At 52.8% G+C, this 26,428-nt stretch carries 15 protein-coding genes; 7 read left to right on the top strand and 8 right to left on the bottom strand.

Translation table 11 applies throughout. The features are described 5' to 3' along the window. Window positions 1-48: 48 nt before the first annotated feature. Window positions 49-948, bottom strand: coding sequence for an ACP S-malonyltransferase (gene fabD / locus F0P93_RS13455; RefSeq protein ID WP_150876926.1), 900 nt, complete (start codon window positions 946-948; stop codon window positions 49-51). Window positions 949-1,425: 477 nt separating this feature from the next. Here fabD and F0P93_RS13450 point away from each other — a divergent pair, with 477 nt between their 5' ends. The 5 genes from F0P93_RS13450 (at window position 1,426) to F0P93_RS13430 (ending at window position 6,232) form a co-directional block, all read left to right on the top strand. Then, window positions 1,426-2,160, top strand: a complete 735-nt coding sequence (locus tag F0P93_RS13450) for a succinate dehydrogenase cytochrome b subunit (RefSeq protein ID WP_114409977.1) — start codon at window positions 1,426-1,428, stop codon at window positions 2,158-2,160. Window positions 2,161-2,204: 44 nt separating this feature from the next. Further along, window positions 2,205-4,175 carry a fumarate reductase/succinate dehydrogenase flavoprotein subunit gene (locus tag F0P93_RS13445; RefSeq protein WP_150876925.1) on the top strand — a complete coding sequence of 657 codons (1,971 nt, stop codon included), beginning with the start codon at window positions 2,205-2,207 and terminating at the stop codon, window positions 4,173-4,175. A gap of 90 nt (window positions 4,176-4,265) precedes the next feature. Beyond that, window positions 4,266-5,018 (top strand): succinate dehydrogenase/fumarate reductase iron-sulfur subunit, encoded by a 753-nt coding sequence (locus F0P93_RS13440; RefSeq protein ID WP_150876924.1) that lies wholly within the window; start codon window positions 4,266-4,268, stop codon window positions 5,016-5,018. Window positions 5,019-5,200: 182 nt separating this feature from the next. Next, window positions 5,201-5,461, top strand: coding sequence for a GlsB/YeaQ/YmgE family stress response membrane protein (locus F0P93_RS13435; protein ID WP_138994412.1), 261 nt, complete (start codon window positions 5,201-5,203; stop codon window positions 5,459-5,461). 102 nt (window positions 5,462-5,563) lie between these two features. After that, a complete protein-coding gene (locus F0P93_RS13430) occupies window positions 5,564-6,232 on the top strand; it encodes a TetR/AcrR family transcriptional regulator (protein WP_150876923.1) in 669 nt (222 codons plus the stop codon). Between the two features lie 192 nt (window positions 6,233-6,424). On the opposite strand, the gene F0P93_RS13425 is transcribed toward F0P93_RS13430, so the two are convergent. The 7 genes from F0P93_RS13425 to F0P93_RS13395 all read right to left on the bottom strand — a co-directional run bounded on the left by F0P93_RS13425 (window position 6,425) and on the right by F0P93_RS13395 (window position 21,163). Beyond that, window positions 6,425-7,519, bottom strand: a complete 1,095-nt coding sequence (locus tag F0P93_RS13425; RefSeq protein WP_150876922.1) for a hypothetical protein — start codon at window positions 7,517-7,519, stop codon at window positions 6,425-6,427. Further along, window positions 7,516-8,163 carry an ABC transporter ATP-binding protein gene (locus tag F0P93_RS13420; protein ID WP_150876921.1) on the bottom strand — a complete coding sequence of 216 codons (648 nt, stop codon included), beginning with the start codon at window positions 8,161-8,163 and terminating at the stop codon, window positions 7,516-7,518. The genes F0P93_RS13425 and F0P93_RS13420 overlap by 4 nt, the downstream gene beginning before the upstream one ends. A 10-nt stretch (window positions 8,164-8,173) precedes the next feature. Further along, window positions 8,174-9,529: a vanadium-dependent haloperoxidase gene (locus F0P93_RS13415; RefSeq protein WP_150876920.1), complete on the bottom strand. Its 1,356-nt coding sequence runs from the start codon at window positions 9,527-9,529 to the stop codon at window positions 8,174-8,176. 164 nt (window positions 9,530-9,693) lie between these two features. Beyond that, window positions 9,694-13,056, bottom strand: a complete 3,363-nt coding sequence (locus F0P93_RS13410) for a VCBS repeat-containing protein (protein ID WP_150877550.1) — start codon at window positions 13,054-13,056, stop codon at window positions 9,694-9,696. A 46-nt stretch (window positions 13,057-13,102) separates the two neighbouring features. Continuing rightward, the gene (locus tag F0P93_RS13405; protein WP_150876919.1) at window positions 13,103-16,453 is read right to left on the bottom strand and encodes a VCBS repeat-containing protein; all 3,351 of its coding nucleotides are present in this window, start codon (window positions 16,451-16,453) and stop codon (window positions 13,103-13,105) included. 153 nt (window positions 16,454-16,606) lie between these two features. Further along, window positions 16,607-18,088, bottom strand: coding sequence for a RagB/SusD family nutrient uptake outer membrane protein (locus F0P93_RS13400; RefSeq protein ID WP_150876918.1), 1,482 nt, complete (start codon window positions 18,086-18,088; stop codon window positions 16,607-16,609). 33 nt (window positions 18,089-18,121) lie between these two features. Continuing rightward, a complete protein-coding gene (locus tag F0P93_RS13395) occupies window positions 18,122-21,163 on the bottom strand; it encodes a SusC/RagA family TonB-linked outer membrane protein (RefSeq protein WP_225309479.1) in 3,042 nt (1,013 codons plus the stop codon). A gap of 624 nt (window positions 21,164-21,787) precedes the next feature. Here F0P93_RS13395 and F0P93_RS13390 point away from each other — a divergent pair. Continuing rightward, a complete protein-coding gene (locus F0P93_RS13390) occupies window positions 21,788-24,733 on the top strand; it encodes an FAD-binding and (Fe-S)-binding domain-containing protein (RefSeq protein ID WP_150876917.1) in 2,946 nt (981 codons plus the stop codon). Next, on the top strand, window positions 24,730-26,406 hold the full coding sequence (locus F0P93_RS13385) for a hypothetical protein (protein WP_150876916.1): 1,677 nt from the start codon (window positions 24,730-24,732) through the stop codon (window positions 26,404-26,406). Before F0P93_RS13390 ends, F0P93_RS13385 begins: the two co-directional genes overlap by 4 nt. Window positions 26,407-26,428 lie beyond the last annotated feature (22 nt).

Genomic DNA, 26,428 nt, shown 5'->3' with positions numbered 1-26,428 from the left:
GAGTGGGCTGACGCGCTTTTTTAATTCTTCACTCTTCACTCTTCGTTCTTAACTAGTTACGCCCTGTGTTTCGGCGGTTGGAATAATTTTCTTCACCAGACCCTGAAGCACTTTGCCGGGGCCGCACTCCACGAAAACCGTGGCACCATCGGCACTCATGGCTTCAACCGATTGCGTCCAGCGGACGGGGGCTGTCAATTGCGCGATGAGGTTGGCTTTGATCGTTTCCACATCCGTGGCCGGTTTGGCATTGACGTTTTGGTAAATCGGGCAACGCGGCTGGCTGAATGGCGTCGTTTGAATGGCTTGGGCCAGTTCTTCGCGGGCCGGTTCCATCAGGGGCGAGTGAAAGGCTCCACCCACCTGCAACGGCAGCACCCGTTTAGCCCCCGCTTCTTTCAGTTTTTCGCCCGCGAGCCGGACGCCCTCGAGCGAACCCGAGATGACGACCTGACCGGGGCAGTTGTAATTTGCCGGAATCACCACTTCCTTAAATCCGGACCCGGCGGCCACGTCCAGACAGATCCGTTCGATGGTGGCATCGTCGAGCCCCAGCACGGCGGCCATCGTCGACGGCTGGAGTTCACACGCTTTCTGCATGGCACTCGCCCGCTGGGCCACCAGCCGCAAACCATCCTCGAAGGACAGACCGCCAGCGGCAACCAGGGCCGAAAATTCGCCCAGCGAATGCCCGGCCACCATATCCGGGGCAAAATCCCCGACGGTTTGGGCCAGAATGACGGAGTGCAGAAAAATGGCGGGTTGGGTCACGTTCGTTTGCTTCAGCTCCTCGTCGGTGCCTTCAAACATGACTTTCGTAATCTCGAAACCCAGAATGTGGTTGGCCTGCTCGAAGAAGTATTTCGCTTTTTCGGATTGCTGGTATAGACCCAGTCCCATTCCGGAGAATTGTGCCCCCTGGCCGGGGAAAATGTATGCTTTTTTCATGATCGAATAAGGTCGTCTTGAATTGTATTGGCAGAGAGTGGAGGATTCAAAGGATTGAACGGTTTGTCAAGTAATCTGCTTATCCTTTTTAATCTATGCAATCCAGTTCAGGGCAAAAGTAACAGCCTTCCGGTAATTATTCCAAAAGTCGCGCTTTTACTGCCGGAGCGGGAAGGAATAGGGTAATCGAAAAAGTTCAAAATTAACGAAGAGGGCAGGAGGAATATACGCTGTACAGAAAGAGTCTATACGTTATAAAGGCTTAAAATAATCCTATTCGGATCGTTGAATAACAAAACAAAATCGGTTTACAACCCGTTAGCCGGAGAAACGGAACAACGACCTTTTATTAATTCCAAATAAGCGTAAAAATACGGGGTTTTTTTGGTTCGAATCGCTTTGTGCTGTAGTTTTGACCTCTACGAATCGGTTAATTTTCAAGCCGGTTTACTAAACAAAAATTTCTTTACACGCTATATGTCTTGGGTAACAACAACACTTTCCAGCACCCTCGGTCGCAAAGTTGTCATGTCGCTGACGGGGCTGTTTTTGTGCTCGTTCCTGATTGTCCATTTGGTTGGGAACCTGCAATTGTTCAAAGGCGACGAAGGCCGGGCCTTCAATGAGTACAGCTACTTTATGACCCACAATCCGATCATAAAGACCATTTCCTATTTACTGTACAGTTCGATCATCGTTCATGCCCTGATGGCGCTGGTGCTGACGCGCCACAACCAGGCTTCGCGCCCCGTTAAGTATGCCTACGCAAAACCGGAAGCCAACAGCCCCTGGACCTCGCGCAACATGGGTATTCTGGGAACGATCATTCTGGTTTTCATCATCATCCACATGCGGACGTTCTGGTACACGATGCATTTCGGGCCGGTGGTGTTGAACGGCGAAACGATTACGGCCGGAAGCATCCCGCAGGTAACGTACGACGGCGAACCCATCAAGGATCTCTACGCCGTGACCGTTTTTGCCTTTTCCTACCTGTGGTATGTCGCACTGTATGTGGTGTCGATGATCGCCCTGTCGTTTCACCTCGTACACGGTTTTCAAAGTGGTTTCCAGACGCTGGGCCTTCGCCACAAGAAATATTCTCCGCTTATTGAATTTTTGGGTACGTACGGATTTGGGATCGTCATTCCGGCTTTGTTTGCCGCCATGCCGGTTTACATTTATCTGAAAGCGCACCATATTCTTTTTTAATCAGAACAGGGTTTTATCGTACAAGTATTGAACCGTATCTGTCTATGTTAGACGTATTAGAAGAGAAAGAAACCGGGACGAAGCTGGAGTCTAAGGTTCCGGAAGGCCCCCTCGCTGAAAAGTGGGCGAAGCATAAATTTAATCTGAAGCTGGTCAATCCGGCCAACAAACGAAAATACGAGGTCATCGTGGTCGGCACCGGGCTAGCCGGTGCCTCAGCAGCGGCTGCACTCGCCGAACTGGGCTACAACGTCAAGGCGTTTTGCTTCCAGGATAGCCCCCGTCGGGCGCACAGTATTGCGGCCCAGGGCGGTATCAACGCGGCTAAAAACTACCAGAACGACGGCGACAGCGTCTTCCGGCTGTTCTACGACACCATCAAAGGCGGTGACTACCGCGCCCGCGAAGGCAACGTTCACCGGCTGGCCGAAGTCAGTGTCAACATCATCGACCAGTGTGTGGCGCAGGGGGTCCCCTTCGCCCGCGAATACGGTGGCGCCCTGGCCAACCGCTCCTTCGGTGGTTCGCAGGTATCCCGGACGTTCTACGCACGGGGCCAAACCGGGCAGCAATTGCTGCTGGGTGCCTACAGCGCGCTGAGCCGGCAGGTTGCCAACGGAAAAGTGAAGCTGTATCCGCGTACCGAAATGCTCGATCTGGTGATTGAGGGCGGTAAAGCGCGCGGGATCATCACCCGAAATCTGGTTACGGGCAAAATCGAATCGCATTCAGCGCACGCGGTTTTACTCTGCACGGGCGGCTACGGCAACGTCTTTTACCTGTCGACCAACGCCATGGGCTCCAACGTAACGGCAGCCTGGCGGGCCCACAAAAAGGGGGCCTTAATGGCCAATCCGTGCTTCACCCAGATTCACCCGACCTGTATTCCGGTGAAAGGAAACTACCAGTCGAAACTGACGCTGATGTCGGAATCGCTGCGGAACGACGGCCGGGTTTGGGTGCCAAAAACGAAAGAGATTGCCGAGAAAGTCCGGAAGGGCGAAATCAAGGCGAAAGATATCAAGGAAGAAGACCGCGATTATTTTCTGGAACGCCGGTATCCGTCGTTTGGGAACCTTGTACCGCGCGACGTCGCTTCCCGCAATGCGAAAAACGTTTGTGACGAAGGTCGTGGCGTTGCACCAACCGGTCTGGCGGTTTACCTCGACTTTGCCGATGCAATCAAACGGGACGGTCGGAAGGTGATTGAAGCCAAATACGGCAACCTGTTCGAGATGTACGAGAAAATCGTGGATGACGATCCGTACGAAACGCCGATGAAAATTTACCCCGCCGTTCACTATACGATGGGTGGTTTGTGGGTCGATTACAACCTGATGACGAACGTTCCGGGCCTCTACGCCCTGGGCGAAGCCAACTTCTCCGATCACGGTGCCAACCGTCTGGGCGCATCGGCGCTGATGCAGGGACTGGCCGACGGTTATTTCGTTATTCCGTATACCCTGGGCGATTACCTGGCGACGATCGGTCCGGCGGACAAAATCGCGGTCACGCACCCGGCTTTCAAAGAAGCGGAGCAGAATGTGCAGGACACAATTGCCCGCATGCTGGCCATCAAAGGTGAGAAAACCGCCGAGGAGTTCCACCGGCAGTTGGGCCACATCATGTGGGAATACTGCGGAATGGCGCGGAATGCCGAAGGATTGACCAAAGCCAAGAAGATGATTCAGGAGTTGAAAAAAGAATTCTGGAGCAATCTGCGCGTCACCGGCACCGACCTGGAACTGAATCCGGCGCTGGAACAGGCTTCCCGCGTAGCTGATTTCATCGAACTGGGGGAACTGATGGTCGACGATGCATTGAACCGGAACGAATCCTGCGGAGGACACTTCCGGGAAGAATACTCGACTGAAGACGGTGAAGCCAAGCGTGATGATGAAAATTACACGTATGTAGCCGCCTGGGAATACAAAGGCCCGGGTCAGCCCGAAAAACTGCACAAGGAAGAGCTGAAGTTTGAAACCGTCAAGCTGACACAGCGGAGTTATAAATAAGGGTTTAACGTTTGGGGTTTAACGTTTAAAGATCGATCCGGCAGGCATCCTCTTTAAACGTTAAACCTTAAACCTCAGACATAAAAAGAAATGGATATTGCCTTAAAAGTCTGGAGACAAAAAAATAGCCAAACACCAGGCAAAATGGTGGACTATAAATTGTCGGATATTTCGCCGGATATGTCTTTCCTGGAAATGTTCGATGTGTTGAACGAAGACCTGTCGCACAAAGGCGAAGAACCGGTTGCGTTCGATCATGATTGTCGGGAAGGAATCTGCGGATCCTGTTCCATGTACATCAACGGTCGGCCACACGGTCCGCAAACCGGCACCACGACCTGTCAGTTGCACATGCGGAGCTTCAACGACGGCGACACCATTGTGGTGGAACCCTGGCGTGCGCGGGCTTTCCCGGTTCTGAAAGACCTGATTGTGGATCGCGACGCCTTCGACCGCATTGTGCAGGCTGGCGGCTATGTGTCGGTCAACACGGGTTCGGCCCCGGATGCCAACGAGATTCTGATTCCGCGCGAAGTGGCTGACGAAGCCATGGATGCGGCCCAGTGCATTGGTTGCGGAGCCTGCGTAGCGGCCTGTAAAAATGCGTCGGCCATGTTGTTCGTAGCCGCGAAAGTGTCGCACCTGGCGGTTTTGCCACAAGGCCAGGCCGAACACCAGTTGCGCGCTGAGCGCATGGTCGCCCAGATGGATGCCGAAGGATTTGGAGCCTGTTCATTCACGGGCGCCTGCTCGGTGGAATGTCCGAAATCGATTTCATTGGATCACATTGCCCGTCTGAACCGCGAATACCTGGGCGCCAAACTGGCTTCGAATAACGCGTAGATTCGATTTAAAAGCGAAATTCAAACGCCCGGCCATCATGGTCGGGCGTTTTTTGTTACCAATTCAGGTAAATTATAACATAATATGTGACTTCAGAAGGTATTCTGCGTCTGGATTAAACAAGCCACTCAACGGAGTGGCCGCAAGCAATTCACCGTAACTATACACATCGCTCTGAAGTCATGGGAATCCTCGTTACAATTTTAGTGGGTGCCGTTGCCGGCTGGCTGGCCGACCTGGTTTTTAAACGGTTTTCGTTTTCGATCTGGCTCCAGATTTTAATTGGTATCGCCGGCAGTTTTGTCGGCAGTTGGGTGTTAGGCAATGACTTACAGGTCATGTTCGGCCTGCCCGACCTGCTCGCCCGTATTCTGACGGCTTTTCTGGGAGCGTTGGTGATCCTGGGCATTGTGGCCTTCTTCAAAAGCAGACAGAATAGCTGATCGTCTTATTAGAAGGCAGACTGCAAGATTTCTGTAACTACTATGTGACTTTTCCCGACGTCCTGCGTCTGATTAGTGACTGAAAGCTAACAATCTTTACCAATGGAAAAAATCAAACGCAATCGTGCGCAGACTTCGCAGAGAATCATCAATGCCCTGGAAGATGTTATCGCAGAAAAAGGGATCGATGGAATCGGGATCAATCGAATTTCTGAAAAAGCGGGGGTCAGCAAAGTCCTGATCTACCGCTATTTTGGTGGGTTGGACGGCTTGCTGACTCATTACATTAAAATGGGGCGCTTATTTCCGCTACTCAGTCCGGCTACGCTGGAACAACTGCGCCCGGTTCATGAAAATGATTTATCCAAACTCTGGTACAAACAATTAATCCATACCTACCGGTTTTTTCGGCAATTCCCGGCAGCTTTTCAGGTATTAAAGGCAACCGTCGCCGAAACCGGCCAAATGGCTGACGAGGCCAGTGCTGCTTACGATGAAGAACTGACGCGCATGGTGGGGCAACTTGCTTACATCAAAGGGGCCGACTATCAGGCAGTTTCGGCCATCATGGCCGGAGCCATGTCGTATTTGACGCTGCTGTCGAAAAATAACCGTACTATCGTTGGCATTAATTTAACCACCGAAGAAGGCTGGAATCGGGTTGAAGATGCCGTGCGGGTTATCTACACCGCTCTGAACCGGATGGCTGTTCAATCGGAAAAGGTATCACTCGAGGTGCATCAAACCGGCGTTCCTTCTACTTTCTGGTAAGCCCTATGGTTGACCCAGTTTTAACTGGGGCTACAACATGGCCCATCCCTTCGGGATTATTAAATCCAACCCATCCCGGAGGGATGGATCGTTTTGTAGCGGTGGGTTTGAACCCACTGAAGGTAGGGTAATTGAAGGCAACCATCCCGGAGAATAACCGATTGAACGCTTCCTGAACTACCTGTAGGCACATTATTCGTTCCAGGAAGAACGGTAATATGAGCGAATGAACAAAACCGCAGCCGTCACCAAACCGGTGACGGCCAATGCCCATACGGGTAACCGGTACATTATCAGGAGGAAGCAGGCAATGAGGGGCCAGAAGAGCTGCGACATAAACCGGTCGCGGGGCTGATGACGGGACAGGAGTGCGGCATATTGCAGGAAAAGCAAACTAAGTCCCCAAAGCCACACGCCTATTACCGCCAAAAGCGTGACGTCAGCCGGATGGTTTTTTAGCAGCAAAACCGCTTCCGGGCTGATTACCAAAGCAAGGATTCCTGTATAGTATAGAAACCGGCTGGAAAGAGAGACTGGTAAATTCCGGAGCAACAGCAATTGGTTGGCTTCAAACCGGTACAATTCGAAGATTACCCCGGCATGCAAAGCCGCTGACAGCAACATTCCCAACGACAGCAGCCGGATGTCATACTCGTCGGTAGGATAGAGGGCCAGCACGCCAATCGTTACCAGACAGGAGCCAACCTTGGTTAGAAAGAGCGTGGCCGGTTGTTCGCGGAAAAGATAGCGAATAAAAAAGAGGACGTAGGGCGTGGTGAACCGTTGCCGAAGCCAGGCACCAATGTGGCCCGCAAACGGCTCCGGGTTGGGTTGTCGCAACGCCCGTTCCACAAACGGAAGCGGCAAAACCGACAGCAAGCCCATGAACACGACGACCATACTATTGGCTGCCGTTGTACCCTGCTGGTTGCCAACCCAGAGCATGAAACCGCCGTAGAAGACAACCGGAGCCAGCAACTGCAGGTGCAGAAAATACAGGATAGTGAGCCGTTTGAAAGACGGAATGAGCCGGAAAAGCTGGAGCAAATCGGTTTTCTGAAAAACCTGCAGGCTAAACTGAATCGTGTGAGCCGAATAGATTCCCCAAACGATGCCGTAGGCTGCCAGAAAAGCCCGGTCGTGCAGGGCGTAACTCGCCAGCGCGATGTGCTCGGTCGAACTCAGAAATCCAAAGGACAGCATCATCACGACCAGAAACAGACCGGTATTTTGAAGATAAAATTGCCTGACAATCAGCTTTTCCGGTACGGTCCACAAAGCACTCATAAACCAGCCGGTTGGGTGATGTGTTCCAGCGTCTGATTCTGAACAATCCAGACGGAATCGACCGGCAGTTCAGACGCGTCGACGTCCTGGTGCGATGACAGCAGAAAGCTAATGCCTTGTTCCCGGCTTTGCCGAATGCGGTCGATGACGGCTTTGGTGGTCGCGTGATCGAGGGTAATCAACGGTTCGTCGAGCAAAATCAGGCTGGGTTTTCCAAGAAAGGCCAGGACCAGCGACGTCTTTTTGAGCATCCCGCTCGAATACGTTCCGATGGGAGTTTTGATGAAATCCCGGATTCCGAACAGGTCGATCAATTCATCGATTTGTTTTGTCGCGGCCTGTTTGGTCGTTGCCACCCAGTGGATCAATTCCCAAGCCGTCAGAAATTGGGGATACAGCGGTTCGGCTTCCCCGTAATTGACCCGAAGCCGGTAGTCGACCGGTTGCTGCCGAATGTCGTACTTTGCCTCCAAAACCAGACTTCCGTCGAAGGGCAATAACCCGGCAACCGACCGAAAAAAAGTCGTTTTCCCAGAGCCATTGCGGCCCTTCAGCCAGTGAATGCCCGGAGAAAAATCCGCTTGCGGAATCGCCAGCACCAGCCGGTTGTGGTATTCTTTACGGAAATTCCGGACGGTGAGCATACAATCCAAATTACCTGGGTGCTACAGCCACCTCTTTTTTCGAGGTCAGTTTTTCCACCACGTATTCCCCCACTTTTCGTCCCTGGATGTTGCCGAGTTCCAGGGCATCCCGGAAATGAATACCGCCGTATAACCGGCTATACGATGCTTCCAGAGCGGCTTCCCGGAATGACTTAAACGAACGAACGCCGTGGCCGTACGGATTTTCGGTTGAATCGGTGAACGCGATGTTGTCACCGTAAAGAATCGTCAGTACCTCGGCGGCTGCGGCCGAGATGACGCTGTGTCCGCTGGTATATTCCGGAAACGGGGGCGTTTGTAGGTACGGCGTCCACTTCGGATCGATAAATTTGTTGATGACGGTTTCGGGCCGGATGCGGTTACTACGGTATTTCTCGTCCCAGCAACTGATAAACCCGTCGGCTAGCGCAAAGGAGGTCAACGTATAGGCCTGTACCGTTTGGGCAAAATTGGCTTTCTGCTGACGGGACACCGTTGCTGCGATGGCCAGCCAGTGACCACCCGGCGTCATTTTTTTAGATGCGTACGAAACATGACCGGCGACGTTCATCACAAAGGCATTGTCGTCCCAGAAAAAGGCAATTTTCCGCTCTTCCTCGGTTTGGCGAAGGCTCATTTGATAAACTTCATCGGCCAGTTTATAAAAAGGACTCCCTTTGGTCATGTTATACGGAACGGCCGGCGGAGGAATAAACTGCGAGCAGGTATCCATCACCCAGCAGCGAATTTGCATCCATTTCGGCTCGGCGGCTTCCATGTAGGCCGGGGGCGTTGGCACCCAGGTTCCTTCGGCGTTGGTCACCGTGTGCTTGAATCCACGCGTCTGTTTGTACGAATCCTTACCCGCAAACTCCATGATGTGTTTGGCCACCGCTTCACCATACGCCATCGAACGCTCGATGACTTCTTCGGGAACGCCAATGGCTTTGTATTGCTCATAAAAGTTTTTTTCAAAACCGTCGAACATGTCCCCGGAAAACGTCAGATTGCGACCAACCGTCAGAAACGCCCGCGCGCTGGCCAGCGGAAAGCAGTATTCCTGACCCGGTTCCGGTTTGGGGGGAGCCGTAAATTTCCGGAGTTTGCCCGCCAGCGATTCATACCCGGGCTGGCCCGGTACCATAGCTTCGTAACCGGCCAGATTGGCGTACCCATAAATCCGGCTGGCTACCGGCGGAGAGAAAATGTCGTGAATGATCACGTCGGTCAATTGCTTGACACACTGGTGATAACGTTCCGGTTCAGCAGCTTTGGCATTGTATTCGTCCGGAGTGGCTTTGGGCTGGCAACCGGCAAAACTCCATAGGCTGCCAAGGAATAAAACCCACAGGATTCGATTTTTCATGAACAACTCTGGTCATTAATGGTACAAGAGGACTACAAATTTACCTTAAAAAAAGTATATCTGATGCGCAGACCTGTGATTTCCGTCTCTTCAATGATGGATTATGAATGATGGACGATGAATGAGCTGGCGCAAGTAATTCATCGTCCATCATTCATAATCCATCATTTCTTATAGAACACCTGAATCGTCGTGTCGTTGCGGGCCACCAGCCAGCGTAGCGTCCCCGCTGCCCGAATCGGCTTGATATCGCGCACTTCGCCGTCGAGCCGAAAACCGCTGACAACCGGTGAAAGCGCTGCAAATCGGGCGGTATTGCTGGTCGTTTTGCCTTTGTTTTTGAGAACCAATCCGTAGTTGGCGTCATAACGACCCTGATAGGTGCTAACACCGTAGAAATTGCCACCCGCCAGGATGTCGGGGTAACCATCGTTGTCGATGTCATCGGTTCGGAGCGCAAACAGTTTGGAAACCTGGGCCAGCATCGGCAATGGGTGTACTACAAAACGCCCGTCGCCGGTGTTTTCCAGATAGACCGAGGCAAACTGGTTGACTTCGTATTCGTCGGCCCCGTTCAGTTCTTTTTTCTCAAACAAATCCTCCACCGGTTTTCCGGCGAATGAAGTATAATTGGTAAACCGTTTGTTGATAATGCCGGGCATCTGTTTGCCCAGTTCATCCTTGAAATTGACGGGATACCAGTCTTTTCCGTCGCGCTGGTAGGCCAGAATCTGTTCAATGCTACTGTTGTTGTCGAAGTCTTTCACCCACATTTTGAGTCGGGGTTCGGCCTGTTTGATGAATTTGGTGTTCAGACCCAAATTCCCGGCTACCAGATCCAGATCGCCGTCGCGGTCGAAGTCGGCAGCAGTCAGGCATTGCCAGAAACCGTTCAGGGGTGTCTTCTCGTCGGTGATGCGTTGAGCCGCTTCCAATTTGCCGTTCTGATTGGCGAACACCCGAATCGGCATCCAGTCGCCAGCCACCACCAGATCGAGATCTTGGTCCTGATCATAATCCATCCAGAGGGCGTCGGTCACCATCCCGGCTTTGCGGAGGTCGGGGGCGAGCTGGTCGGTTTTGTCCGTAAAATGCCCTTTGCCATCGTTGATCAGGAGATACGAGTTCGGAATCTTTCCATACGCAAAAGCGATCACCCGGCCACCCACGAACAAATCCAGATCACCATCCTGATCCAGATCAACGGGACGAACGCAGCTTTTGTTGTCATACATCGGCGGCAATCCATTCGAGCGGGCGAAGTTTCCCTTGCCATCGTTCAGGTAGAGCCGGTCGAACTGCTCGGGCATTTTCTCAAAAAATTCATTGCCGCCCGAAACCACGTATAAATCCAGATCCTTGTCGCCATCGGCGTCGAAGAAAACCGCATCGACATCCTCGTATGTCGAATCGACCCGAAAAGTTGGTTGGTTGCTTGGCAAAAACCGGCCACCGGGTTGCTGAATCTGCAAACTGCCGGCCTGCCATTTGGCACCAGACGCGTAAAAATCGTCTAAACCGTCGCCATTGACATCGCCGACCGCCAGCTTAGGCCCTTCCATCGACACCTTGAACGGCATCAGTGATTCCCGGACAAAATCGAAATACGTGTTTTCCTGGTGCCGGTACGCCATTGGCGACTGGCTGGTGATGTCTTCAAACAGCGGTTGGGGATCGGGAGCCGTGAACCGGAAAGTGCCAACATCCTGTTGAGCCGCCGTTTGTTTTAGCGTCAATGTCTGGTTGGTCTTCACGCCGGTCTGAATTTGCATCTTCTGGTTCGGCCAGATCACGATCAGCGAGTCAACCGTGGCGGTTTCGCCTAATCCAAACGTTAATATCGGCTCGACGGACGATTGAAAACCGCGTGTGGGCATCAATTGCTGGAGTTGCAGACCGGTTTTTGTTTTCAATACGACTTTGGCCCCTACGCCAAACGTGTTGGCCGACTCGCCCTGAAGTTTGATTTTCAGATACGTGTGAGTTGGGAATACCTCATTTGCCTGATTCTGGTAGACACCCGCCGGATCGTTGATGTCGTTGGTCACCAGATCCAGATCGCCGTCGTTGTCCAGATCGGCATACACCGCGCCACTCGAAAACGTCGGTTTTTCGAAGCCCCACGCCAGCGATTTGTCCGCAAATTTCAACTCTTTCGACCCCTGATACAGGTAATTGTGCACCTTACCTTCGGGCATCAGCGCAATCGCTTTCTGATCGATGGCTTTGGACGTTTCCATCGCATACCGTAGCGAATCGTCGGACGCGTACTTCACGTAATCGAGGTCGTTGGGCCGCCGGACGATGCCGTTGGAGATGAACAGGTCCTTGATGCCGTCGTTGTCGTAATCGGCCAGCAGGGGCGACCAGCTCCAGTCGGTGGCCGCAATCCCGGCCATCGCCCCAATTTCCATGAATTTCTGGCCCGACTGGCTGATCTGCAAACAGTTGCGGCTGTACTGATTCATGTAGCCAAAACTCAGTTTATAGAGGTAAATGTCCAGCGGATCTTCGCCCAGCGACATTTTTTCGACCCGTTCTTCTTCGGGGTACATGTCGAGCGTGACCACATCCGGGTAGCCGTCGTTGTTGACATCCCCCACATCGTTCCCCATCGAAAATCGGCTGGCGTGGGCAAACGCCTTTCGCATGCTTTCTGTAAAACCGCCTTTGCCGTTGTTGATGTAGTAATAATCGTCTTCGTGAAAATCGTTGGAGACGTAAATATCTTCCCAGCCGTCGTTGTTCAGATCCGCCACCGAGATGCCCAGGCCGTAGCCCATGGCCGCGCCGAAAATCCCGGCCTGCTCGCTGATGTTCGTGAAACGACCCTTCGGGTTTTTCGTACCGTTGCTGATCAATTCGTTCCGGTACAGGTAATCACCCGATTCGTTTTGCCGCAGATTCCGGGCCGTGACGCGGTCATAACTGCGGGAGGTGTGCACGGCGTGGTTGAGCAAATACAGATCCAGATCGCCGTCGTGGTCGTAGTCGAAGAAAGCCCCCTGGGTCGAAAAGCCGGTAAAGTCCAAACCGTATTCGGCGGCTTTCTCGGTAAAGGTGCCGTCGTGGTTATTGATATACAGTTCGTTGGAGCCTTCCAGCCCTTTGAAGTTGCCGACCGCGCACACGTAAATATCCAGCCAGCCATCGCCGTTGACGTCAGCCATGGTGACCCCGGTTTGCCAGTCGGAAAAACCTTCGACACCGGCATTCTGCGTAACGTCTTCGAATTTGAAATTGCCTTTATTCAGGTACAACTTGTTTTTCCCCTGATTGGAGACAAAATACAAATCGGTCAGGCCGTCGTTGTTGAGGTCGCCAGCCGCCACACCCGCCCCGTTGTAGAAATACAGGTAGTCGATGATGTTGAACTGATCCGTATTATGAACCTGATTGGTAAACCCGATGCCCGTCCGGGTCGAATCCAGAATCTGGAACAGCGGTTTTTCGGAAGTACTGTTCAGTTGTTTACAACCCGCTACGGAAAGGGTTACGGCTGCAAAAAAGATACTAATTCGTTTCATCATAGGTTAAATTCTGAACCAGGAATTGGGTACTACTGATTCAGACTCATTTAAACACCTGTACATTATCCTTATTTTTCCCCAACACAAACTGTCCCTGTTTCAGACGCACGAGTTGCCGGACCTGCCCATGGACAATGAAGCCGGAAACCGCCGGGTCGAGGGGCTTCCAACTGCCGTTGCCTTTTCCGAGCAGCACCAAACCGTAACTGGCATCATACCGCCCAATTTCTGGCAGAACGTCGTAAAAATTTCCGGTCAGCACCAGATCCATTCGTTTATCGCCATCGACGTCCGTGATTTCAATGCCGCAAACCGGTGAAAACTGCGCTTCTTTCGGCAGGGCCTGAAGGGTGAACTTTCCTTTTCCATCGTTCAGCAAAACCACCGATTCGCCTGTATACGCCCGTTGCACCACGGCACTTTGCAATTGTTTTTCGTCCAGAATCTCGTTCAGTTTCTTGCCTGCGTAATCCGTAAACTTGAGGTATTTCTTTTTAATGGAAGGCATTTCTTTTTGCAAATCCTGCTTCAATACCATCGGATACAAGGTTCCGGTTTCATCGGCGCAATTGATGATTTGCTCCAGGCTGCCATTCTGGTCAAAATCAGCCGTGTAGAGTTCCGCCGGGATTTTGGACGTTGCCTTGATCCGGGAATTAAGCCCCAGATTGCCGATCACCAGATCAATATCGCCATCGCCATCGACATCCCCGGCTTTGACGCAATTCCACCAGCCGGAAGCCGGTGTGGTCGAATCCGCCAGTTTGGGCGTTTCAGAGGTCGCCAGCTTGCCGCGCTGGTTTTGAAAAACCGTAATCGGCATCCAGTCGCCTACGACGATCAGTTCGGGATAACCGTCGCCGTTCAGATCGCTCCACGTTGCATCCGTCACCATGCCCAACTGCTCGGCGTTCGGCAGGTAGCGCCGGGTGTAATTCTTGAAATTGCCGGTGCCATCGTTGGTCAGCAGATAACTCGCCGGATTGAAACCGTATTTCCCCGGAATCAACCGGGTGCCAACAAACAGATCGATGTCGCCGTCGCGGTCATAATCGGCAGCCGCGACGCAGGAACCGCTGGCTTTCAGGTTCGGCAAACGGTCGTCGCGGACAAAACCGCCTTTGCCGTCGTTCAAATACAGCCGGTCGAGCAATTCGTCAGCCTCGGCTTCAAACTCATTGCTGCCCGAAACAACGTAGAGATCCAGATCCTTGTCACCATCGGCATCGAAGAAAACCGCATCGACGGCTTCGTAGGTCAAGTCCTGTCGCAAAACCGCCGGGGTTTTATCCACAAACCGGCCGTTGGGCTGTTGATAAAACAGATGATGCGGTTTTCCGAAGGCTCCACCAAAAAACACATCGTCCAGCCCGTCGCCGTTGACATCGCCCGTCGCCATGGCCGGGCCACCGGTCGAGAGCATTTGTTTCAGCAACGGGTCGCGGTTGTAATCCACAAACGGACTTTCTTCGTGGGTATAATTCAGGCCGGAAATCGTGGTAATATCCTGAAAAAGAGCCGGGGAGGGTGCTTTGGCTCTCCAATTGCCAGTTGCTTCCGGCTGCTTCAGCGTCAGCAATTGGTTGGCTTTGGGTTGGCGGACGGTTTGCATCCGGTCGTTCGGCCAGACCACCGTCACGGAGTCGATCACGTTGCCGGTTCCCAAACCAAACAGCAGATTCAGATCAACGGACGACTGAAAACCGCGGTTGGGCATCTGCTGCAACACTTGCTGGTTGCCTTTCTGGTACACAAAAACCCGCGCGCCGATGGCATTGCGGTTTCTGGCATCACCGACCAGCTTGACCCGCAGGAAGTTGGTTTTGTGTTTCTCGACCGACAAATTTTTAAAAACCGATACCGGCGAGTTGACGTTGTTGACCACCAAATCCAGGTCACCGTCGTTGTCGAGATCGCCGTAAGCCGCACCATTCGAAAAACCCGGTTCGCCCAGTCCCCAACTGGCGGCCTGGTTGGAAAAGCTCAGGTTGCCATCGTTTCGGAAGGCGTAATTGGGAATCGGTTCGGAGGGTGCTTTATCCAGAAACTCCTTGAAGTTGAAAGCGCGCTGGCGGGCAATCTGGGCCATGTTTTCCCGGTCGGCCAGGAAATGAATAAAATCCTGATCGGTCACCTCTTTGGCAATGCCGTTGGCAACAAAAATATCTTTCCGGCCGTCATTATCCATGTCGAAAATCAAGGCGCCCCAACTCCAGTCGGTCGCGTGAACGCCCGAAAACCGGGCGATGTCGCTGAACATTGGAGTGGCGGTTTTCCCGCTTTGTGCGGGTTCGTTACCCTGGTTCAGATGCAGCATGTTCTGCATGTACTGGTAATGAAAATCCCGCGACAGTTTGATTTCCTGCAGGTCGTAATTCTCGAAGGACGAATTCTTTTTCAAGCGAACATCGTTGCCCGGCAGCATATCGGTCACGAAAATATCCAGCCGGCCGTCGTTGTTGATGTCGGCCACGTCGGCACCCATCGACGACAGGCTCAGGTGCGGCATGGCGTCTTTCACCGACTCCCGGAAGGTGCCGTCGTGGTTGTTGAGGTAGAGGTAATCCCGTTCGTAAAAATCGTTCGAAATGTAAATGTCCAGCCAGTTGTCGTCGTTCACATCGCCGATGGTGATGCCGAGGCCAAAACCGATCAGGCTGCCGTAAATTCCGGCTTTCTCGCTAACATCAGCAAAGCGGGCGCCGTCATTCCGAAACAACTTATGACCGCCCAGCGAATCGCGTTCGGAGCGGATGTTGGCGTAGCCCAATTTCCCGACGGGCATGAAGCTGTTGTTGAGCAGATACATGTCCAGATCGCCGTCGCGGTCGTAATCGAAAAAGGCTGCGTGGGTTGAAAAACCGTGGTCGTCCAGGCCGTAATCGGCGGCTTTTTCGGTGAAGGTTACTGTGCCATTTTTGCCAATCCCGTTGTTGATAAAGAGCTCGTTGCCGCGGTCGTCGCCGGGGCGAATACCGGCGTTGCAGACGTACAAATCCAGCCAGCCGTCGCCGTTGACATCGGCAAAAGTCGCGCCCGTACTCCAGGCACGTTTGCCGGCTACACCGGCTTTGGCGGTAATGTCTTCAAATGCCAGCGCAGCAGCACCCGATTTCCCCTGGTTGAGATACAGGCGATTTTCGCCCATGTTGGCAATCAGGAAGACGTCCGGAAACCCGTCGTTGTTGACATCACCGATGGCGACGCCCCCACCGTTGTAGAAATTCCGGTAATTGAAAATGTTAAATTCCGGGTCGTCGACCACCGAATTGGTGAAATTGATGTGGGTTGTTTCAGACGGTAGTTTTTCAAAAAGCCGCTCTTCCGATGGCGCATCCGCAGAACCACAACCGACAAGAAAACCTACTATTAAAAAGAAAATCAGGTAGCGCATGGACCGTAGCGAACTGTCAAATCACGTCTTAAAGGTACTCAATAAATTGCTTTTGGTTGGCGGTTTTATCCTATTGAACGCCAATACTCCGGGAATGGATTAAAACAGAAAAAGCCCGGAAACCCCGGGCTTTTTACAGGAAAAGGCTTTTTACTAATTGTAACCTGGATTTTGCTTCAGATTGGGGTTCAACGAAATCTGGTCTTTCGGAATCGGGAACAGCTCGCGGTATTTCTCCGAAGCGGGTTTGAAACGCCATGCTTTGGTGAACTGCCCGAACCGGATCAGATCCTGACGGCGGTGGTATTCCCAGGCCAGTTCGCGACCCCGCTCGGCCAGAATTTCATCCAGCGTGAGTTGAGCGGCTGTGTAGTCGGGTACGCCCGCCCGTTTCCGGATCACGTTGAAATCCGTCAGTGCGTTGGCGGTTCTCCCCAACCGGAAATTGGCTTCTCCACGCATCAGATAGACATCACCCAGCCGGAAAATAACGAAATCGTTACTCATGTCATTGGTGGTGTTGTTTTTCTGAATCTCGTATTTCTGACTCCGGGCTCCGGCCAGACGACCCGCCGGACCCGCCGGCATTTCGAAGGCCGGGATTTCTGGGGTGATGACCAGCGGGATCCCGTCGTCGTCCAGTGCTTTGCCGCTGGCGTCGTACTGCTGACCAACGATCCACATTTTTTTGCGCAAATCCTGCGCCGTGAACGAGTTGTAAAACTCAACGACGGTTGCGTAGCCATTCCAGGGAGAAGCCGGGAGGTTGTAGGTCAACTGGTGCTTGTAGTGCAGAGTCGCCATATGGACGTTGAATCCACCCCGTTTCGAGTTGTCAAAAGGCGTTGCCAGGATAATTTCGGGCGAGTTCTGGTTCTGTACTTTGAAGTTGTCCAGCAAGTCGGCCGCCAGGGAGAACTTGCCCGACAGAATAATGCTATCACAACGCGTCACCGCATCGGCCCAGCGTGCCGTACCGGTATAAACCTGCGCATTGAGATACATCTTTGCCAGAATCATATTGACCACCGGTTTATTGAACCGGCCATAATAGGCACCGCCCACCGTTGCGCTCAGCTTGGGATATACCTCCAGCAGCTCTTTTTCAATCCAGGTAAATACCTCGGTCCGGGTTTTCTGAGCGGGTGTCGAGCTTCCCACCTGGTCGGCAATGATCACATTGCCAAACATGTCCATTGCCTTGTAGTGGAAGAAGGCGCGCAACGCCCGAAGTTCGGCTTTCACGGTTTCGTCCGTAATGGAACCCAACTGCTGGTTGATGGACGTGATGTTGTTGTAACACCAGGTCCAGGGGCCGTTGAACTGGCCGTTGTCGGTCGTCGGGTCCCAGGTATGCTGATAAAGCCGTTTCCAGTTGTCGCCATCTTTCCAGTCACCACCGCGGGTCGGCACGATCTGTTCGTCCGTTACCGCGTTCAAACCGGCACTGTTGCCGTAATAATCGGCCAGACCGCTGTAGAGCGGGCCAATCAGCGCAGCTTGCTGAGCCGCCGTTTGGCCAAACTGATCGGTCGGAATGACGTCGTAGGTTTTTTCGTCGAGGTCCGTACAGGCCTGGCCTGCCAGCAGCAGAACCAGGCAGACGCCCCAAACTCGTATGGTTGAATTAAACATCTTCGTAGTTGGTAGTTAGTTGATTAACAACGGTCAAAACGTCAGGTTAACGCCCAGTTGGAACGAACGGGTTTTGGGATAGATATTGCTAAAATCCATCCCGATGTTGTTGGGAGCCTGGCTTTCGTTCTGCAAATCCGCTTTTACCTGAAGTTCAGGATCGACTCCTTTGTAGCTCGTCAGCGTGAACAGGTTGTTACCACCGAGGTAGACCCGGGCAGCCGACAGGTATTTGCCACCGGTCCGGATGTTGTACCCGATTTGCCAGTTATCCAAACGGGCGTAGGTTCCGTTTTCGAGCCAGTAGGTCGACAACACGTTGGTGCCGTAATCTTTCGGCAGAGCCGCTACGCCGTTCAGCATATTGGTTTCCAGAATCGAGCCCGGAATCATCAGGTTCGAGCGCAGGTTGTTCAGGATTTTGTTGCCAAATGAACCCCGGATCTGAAAGTTCAGGTCGAATCCTTTGTACGTAAACGTATTGATGAACGAACCGGTCAGGAACGGTTGCGGATTGCCCTGCGCAATGGGGTTCTGCGTGTTGATTCCCGTAGCCGCATCGGCCTTGCTCACATCGGTGGTGGGCTGATCGCCCGTTCCCGGTTTCAGCAGCACTTTGCCATCGGCGGTATAATCCACGAACGTCGGAACGTTGTTGAATTCACCCAGCGGACGGCCCGGCCAGAGGTAGGAAGCAAACACATCCGACAGACCACGACCACCAAAGGCATTGAAACGGATCAGACCGGAGTCGAACTCGTCGCTTTTCAGGTTGACAATCGTGTTTTTGTTATACGCCCCCACAATGCGGGAAGTCCAGCTAAAGTTGTCTTTCTGGATGAGGTCACCCCCGAACGACAGCTCGATACCCCGGTTTCGCATGGTGCCTACGTTGGCCCAGATGAAGTTGGTGAAGTATTTAACCCCATCGGCCGGCACCGAATACCGGTACAGCATATCTTTGGTCGTCTTGCTGTAGAACTCCAGCGTACCCGAGAAACGGCCGTTCAGCAACTGAAAGTCTAACCCGGCGTTAGACGTCGTTAAAACTTCCCATTTGAGGTTTGGATTGGCATTTTGGGTAATTCCGTAGCCCGGCAGGAAGTCGGCCACGCTGCCATCGTAATACGTTCCTTTCTGGCCATACAACTGGAGCGACTGGTACGGTTTCAAGCCTTCCGAGTTCCCGGTTTGTCCCCAACCCAGGCGCAGCTTCAGGTAGTTCAGCGTAGTCGATTTCGGGAAGAAATCTTCGTTCGTCAGCGTCCAGCCTGCCCCTATCGACGGGAAAAGGCCCCACTTGTTGTTGGCCCCAAATTTCGAACTACCATCGCGACGCACCGTTGCGGTCAGGTTGTATTTGTCATTCATGTTCACCGTAGCCCGGGCAAAGAAGGACGCCAGGGTGGTGGCATTCCGGTACGAAGTCGCGTAGTTTGACGCCGGACTCAGCAGCGTTCCGGCACCCAGCCCCAGATTGTCGTACGATAACGTATTGGTCAGAAACTGGGCGTTCCGGGCCTGAAAACCGTCATAGATAATGTTCTGGTAGGAATAGCCTCCCAATACGTTGAAGTTGCTGTTGTTTTGGCCAAAAGCTTTGGTATAGGTCGCGGTCAGTTCCAGCAGTTTATTGTTGACCTGGTCCATTTTTCGGTAGGCTTCGCCATTGGTCGACTGGAAAGCCTTGATGCTGCGGTCGCGGGAGCGGCTTTCGTCGGTATTTTCGTTCTGGTAAGCCCCGTTGACGCCCAGCGTCAACCCGTCGATGATCTCGTAGCGCAGGTTGACTCCACCGATCAATAACCGTTTCTGCTGATCGAAGCGCTGGCTGTTGAGCATGGCAACGGGGTTGAAGAGGTCGAAACTACCGCCTACTTCATAATAACCGCCCACGTTGTTGGCCCCCGTAGGATCGGTAATAGGCAGGGTTGGCAGGAACGTAACCGCACGGGCGATGATGGCATCGTCGTTCAGTTTGGAGTTGGTGTTGGTCACCGACAGGTTATACTGGATGTTCAGGCGGTTATCAAGGGCCTTCTGATCCAGGTTAATCCGGGCCGTTACCCGATCGAAGCCGGTTTTTTTGATAATCCCGTCGCGGCCAATGTAGTTGAGTGACCCCCGGTAGCTGAACGCCGGTGAACCGCCCGAAATGGCCAGATCGTGATTCGTCGTAACACCCGCCCGCGTGATTTCCTTCACCCAGTCGGTGTCGTAATTGCCCGCCGGAAACCGGATTCGGTCTGCCGTGAGCGCACTGGCCCCCTTGAGCTGCGTGACAGCATCCCGGTAGCCCTGGGCATCCAGCAAATCCAGCCGGTTTGAGATGGTTTCAACGCCGACATAGTTGTTGAAGGTGATCGTGGTCTTGCCGGATTTTCCGCGTTTGGTCGTTACGATAATGACGCCGTTGGCCGCCCGAGAACCGTAAATAGCGGCTGCGGAAGCATCCTTCAGGACGTCCATCGACTCAATATCCGTCGGAGAGACCGTCTGGATGGGAACGCCGATCACGCCATCGACGACATACAGCGGATCGCTGCCACCCGCCAGTGAGGTATAGCCCCGCAAACGAACGGTCGGTGCCTGGTTGGGGTCACCCGACGGCATGGTGATCACCAAACCGGCCACTTTACCTTGAATGGCTTGCAGCGGATTCGGAACAATACCGGGGTTAAACTCCTTGGCGGTTACCTGCTGCACCGAGCCGGTCAGGTCTTTGCGCTTGGCGGTGCCGTATCCTACAACGACCACTTCCTCCAGCGATTTGGTGTCGGAAGTTAGAACGGCATCGACAACGGAGCGGTTGCCTACCGCGATTTCCTGATTTTGCAGCCCAATGAAGCTAAAAACCAGGGTGGCGTTGTCAGGAACATTGGTAAGAGAATACTTTCCTTCGGCGTCGGTATTGGTGCCGCGGGTTGTTCCTTTGATCTGAACGGTAACCCCCGGTAACGAAACCTTGTCTTCCGACGACGTAACGGTTCCGGTGACCGTCCGCTCCTGAGCAAATGCCTGGCTGAGGCCCAGGCAGAGAATGAACGCAAACGATAGCAAAAAGGCAGGTAACAAACCTTTTTGGCTGACTTGAAACACCCGTGAATTTTCAGGGTTGTTTACTTCTTTACGTTCATGATTGAATCTGATAAAATGATCCATCATAGGTTAACTAGTAGAAATAGGTGAAAATGAAATTGGTAAGCAGATGCAGAACCATGGAAAACGAAATTTCAGCGCAGTACAAATGAGTAAAACCCAATCAATCAGTAGGGCTACTGTTCGACCGGGTTGCTGTCATTTTTTTACGTATATAGTACCGTGATGAGATTTTATAGAACATATTTCTGAACTGATTAAGCAAATTACAATAAATAATCTTTATAATACAATGGAGAAAAGCCGAAAATTATCTACTGAATTGTTATTGCAACGAATGACCGGAAGTACCTCCGGAAGGCATTCTAAAGGAGCGGTCGCCCAAATTGCATAGTGCTTAGTAGTTGAATACGGTAAATGGCTCGCTATGAAGAGCTTTCCGACAGGCCGGGGCGGGGATTAAATAGCATTATTTAAATACAGCCTGCTGTCTGGTATTTGTTGGTTTCGGACGGCATACTGGAAAAATTTGTACCTTTAAGGTCGGGAACCCGATTTTTTTGAAAACTAATTTTGATCCGGTCTTGGACGAAGACTCTTATGGTCAATCAGGAGACGCTACAACAACTTTCTGCTCAGTTAGACGGTGAATTTTACACCGATACCACCCAACGTACATTATATGCTACCGATGCGTCAGCTTACCGGGAAATGCCGCTGGCGGTCGCCATTCCGAAGTCGGTCGATGATCTGAAAACGCTGATTGCTTTTGCCCGTGAAAACCGCACCTCGCTCATTCCGCGTACGGCCGGCACCTCGCTGGCCGGGCAGGTGGTCGGCAACGGAATTATCGTCGATGTTTCCAAAAACTTCACTAAAATTCTCGAAATTAACGAGCAGGAGCGTTGGGTGCGCGTGCAGCCGGGCGTGGTTCGTGATGAATTAAATTTCTTTCTGAAACCGTACGGCCTGTTTTTTGGGCCGGAAACCTCGACGGCCAACCGGGCGATGATTGGGGGCATGGTCGGGAATAATTCCTGTGGCTCCAACTCGGTTGTGTATCGCTCGACGCGGGAGCACGTCCTGTCCGTTAAAGCGTTGCTGGCCGACGGGAGCGAAGCCGAATTTGGTCGATTGGAAACCGATGCGTTTGCCCAACAGATCGACGCGGGTAGACACAAAAATGGCAGTGCGTCGCTGCTGGATAAAATTTACCTGAAAACCAACGAAATCCTGGCGAATCCGGACAACCAGGCCGAAATCCGGCGGCAGTTTCCCAAACGCAGCATCGAACGGCGGAACACGGGTTATGCGCTGGACGAACTGCTGGAAACGGCCCCCTTTACAGAAGGCACTGAGCCGTTCAACTTCTGCAAACTCATTGCCGGTTCGGAAGGAACGCTGTGCTTTCTGACCGAAATCAAACTGAATGTGGTGCCGTTGCCTCCCAAAGAACTGGGTCTGGTGTGTGTGCATTTCAACAACGTTGATGAGTCGTTGCGGGCCAACCTGATTGCGCTCAAATACCAGCCCCGCGCCGTCGAGCTGATCGATCATTACATTCTGGAGTGTACGAAAGACAACATCGAGCAACGCAAAAACCGCTTCTTCGTTCAGGGCGATCCGGGCGCCATTCTGGTGGTGGAACTGGGGGCGGCCAATCGGGAAGACATTGCACAGCGCGCGGTTGAAATGGAAGCGGAGATGCGGGCTGCTGGTTTGGGCTACCATTTTCCGGTATTGTATGGTGAGGATGGTAAAAAAATCTGGACCTTGCGGAAGGCGGGTCTGGGATTACTGGCCAACCTGCCGGGCGATGCCAAAGCCGTTGCTGTGATCGAAGATACGGCCATCGACGTGCATGATTTGCCCGACTACATCCGTGATTTCAACGAGATTCTGACGAAACACAGCATGTCGGCAGTGCATTACGCCCACGCCGGTTCGGGCGAAATTCACCTGCGCCCCATCATCAACCTCAAAACCGAAGAAGGCCACCGGCAATACCGGATGATCGCCGAAGAAATTGCCCGGCTGGTGAAAAAATACGACGGTTCGCTCTCGGGCGAACACGGCGACGGACGACTCCGGGGCGAGTTTATTCCGCTCATGGTAGGGCCGAAGAATTACGAGCTGATGCGGGAACTCAAGCAGGCCTGGGACCCGTACGGTATTTTCAATCCCGGCAAAATCGTGGAAACGCCCCCGATGGATACGTTTCTGCGGTATGAAGCCGGGCAGCAAACCCCGGATTTCAAGACGTTCTTCCGGTTTCCGGATCAGACCATTCTGCAACACGCCGAACAGTGCAACGGCTCCGGCGATTGCCGGAAAACGGAGCTGTCGGGTGGAACGATGTGTCCGAGCTACATGGCAACCCGCAACGAAAAGGAAACCACCCGGGCGCGGGCCAATATCCTGCGGGAAATGCTGACGCTGTCGCCGAAAGAAAACCGCTTCGACAACAAAGCGATTAAAGAGGTGTATGACCTCTGTCTGGCTTGTAAAGGCTGCAAGGCCGAATGCCCGTCGAATGTGGATGTGGCCAAGCTGAAAATGGAGTTTCTTCAACATTACCACGATGCCAACGGCGTTCCGGTGCGCAGTCGGCTGATTGCCAATTTTGCGAGTTTGTCGGGGCTGGCGTCGCTGGTGCCGTGGGCCTACAACGCGGTGCTGGGTACCGAATCGCTTCGGCGGGTGGCCAATCGGGTGATCGGGTTCCACCCCGACCGGACGATGCCGCTGTTGCACAGCACAACGTTGCGGAAGTGGGCGAAAGGCAGTGAAAAAGGCGCCGGAACCGCTGGACGGGTTTACCTTTTCTGCGATGAGTTTACGAACTACAACGATGTCGAAGTAGGCAAAAAAGCGGTTTTGCTGTTGAAAAAACTGGGCTATGACGTGATCATTCCCGAACACGGTGAAAGCGGGCGGGCGGCTCTTTCGAAAGGCTTGTTGCGGCAGGCTAAGCGGCTGGCCGAAAAGAACGTTGAGCAGCTGAAAGAGCTGATTACGATTGAAACGCCGTTGGTGGGCATCGAACCGTCGGCAATTCTGACGTTTCGGGATGAGTACCCGGATCTGGTCGACGAGTCGATGGTGGCCGATGCCCGGCGGATTGCCGAAAGTGTGCTGACTTTTGAGGAGTTCATCGCCCGTGAAATTGACAAGGGGGCTATTTCAAAAAGTGCCTTTACCACCGAAAAACGGTTGATCAAGCTACACGGACACTGTCAGCAGAAAGCGGTTTCGTCGCTGGTGCCATCGAAAAAAATGCTGTCGCTGCCCGAAAATTATACCGTCCACCTGATTCCATCGGGCTGCTGTGGCATGGCCGGGTCGTTTGGGTACGAAGCAGAACATTACGACGTATCGATGAAAATCGGGGAACTGGTCTTATTTCCGACGGTTCGCCAGCAAGCGGATGAGGTCATCATTGCTGCCGCCGGAACCAGTTGCCGCCACCAGATCAAGGATGGAACCGGGCGCAAGGCCAAGCATCCGGCCGAAATACTCTACGAAGCTTTAGCGATGAAGGAATGAAAAATCGACTCCTGTGGCCTTTAACGGGGATCTTCCTGATGATTGGTTTTGGTTTGGCCCTTACCCACAACCTGCCGTTGCGGTATGATGTAACCTTCGGCGACGAAATGACCTACCTGGCTTCCAGCCTGACCTACACCTTTCCGCCCGCGCCCTATCTGGCGCAGTGGGGATCATTTTACGCAGCCTGGCTGAAAGCCTTGCAAGCCTTCACCAATGACACCCTGGTTTTGTTTTACCTGAACTGGCGGTTGTTGATTCTCATGACCGGGTCCCTGTTGTTTTTATACCTTTATCTGCGAAAGTCGGGATTTATTGTCAGTCTTTTCTGCGCGCTCTGCTTTCAGTTTTCAGCCCTGAACGTGCAGCTCGATCCCCGGATTTCGGCGTTTACGCTCTGTCTGATTCTGGGTGGTTTGTGCGTGGTGCAGGCCTGGGAATGGTCGACCCGTAATGTGCTGCTGATCACAGCCTTAACAGCTCTCGTGTGTTCCTATGTTCGCCCGGAGTTTTACATTTCCATGATGACTGCGGTTGTGGTAGCCATCGAAACGTATTTTCCCCGCAAATACCGTAACCGGGAGTTGACCCTGAATTCGTTTTCCGGTCTTTTAAGCTTCGCCGTGCTGGTAATTGCCATGCGATTGCTTTTTGGCAATCCATTAGCGCAGGGCGAGGAGGGTACTAATCGCAGTTTCGACGCCTTTGTTCAGCACTTTAGCATCAACTACAACACCTGGAACAACCGTCCCATCGACATCCCAATTCCGGACCAGTTCAAACTGGTTGCGAATGTGTTCGGAAGGGATGTCAAGTCGATGAGTGCGGCTTTTTTTGTCCATCCCGACCTGGTCTTGAGGCACTTCTGGACCAACATCGCCAACACCGCGAAGGCGGAATTTCGGATTTTGAGCGATCTGTTTTTCAAAACACCCTTAATGAACCTGAGCTCGCCTTACCGAAAATGGTGGTTATTGGGCTTGCTGGTCGTTGTGGTATTCGGTTTGCTCGATTTGTCGGGGACGTTCCGACGACTGGTCACTAAGTCCATCCGGCTGAACAGCAAAGAACTGGCCCTTTTTATTTTGCTTTTCCCTTCTATGGCGTCCGTGGTGCTGGTTTTTCCGCGAAGTCATTACCTGTATTTCCACGCCTTTGGACTGATTATCATCGTCGCTTTTTTGTTGGGATACGTCAAATTACGCATTGCTCAGTCGTCGGCCTGGTTGGCGAGCCTGGCGAGCCTGATGATGATCTGGGTGATTTACCAGACTGCCCAGCAGCAGAAGGAACTTCGCCCTACGCCGGTAGCTGATAACATCCGGTTTATTCAGGCGCTTTCCATTAACGGGCCGGTATCGTCATTGGAACGGGACTGGTATCGGGTATTCTTGTATAGTCAGGAACAGAAACCGCGCTGGGTTCCGGTCGAATTTTACCAACCAAATACCGACTTCGGACGTTTTCTAACGGAGCAGAACGTCAATTTCATCCTGATGACAAAAGACATGCAAACGTATTTTGCCGGTGATCGTGGTTTTGCCGCCTTTATGTCAGGTGGGGATGCGAGTCAGTTTGTTCGCCTGGAAGCCCCGGAGCCCGGCAGCTATTTGCTGGTTCGGCCGGAACTCTTGTCGAAACCACCGACGGTTTCGGCCTTATTGGGCAATTAAAATCAAAGCGCGTAACGCATTC

It is taken from the genome of Larkinella humicola, from assembly GCF_008727875.1.
In the GTDB taxonomy this organism is placed as follows: domain Bacteria; phylum Bacteroidota; class Bacteroidia; order Cytophagales; family Spirosomataceae; genus Larkinella; species Larkinella humicola.
The sequence above is the reverse complement of the archived record's forward strand: the minus strand, read 5'-3'. Positions and strand labels throughout refer to the sequence as shown.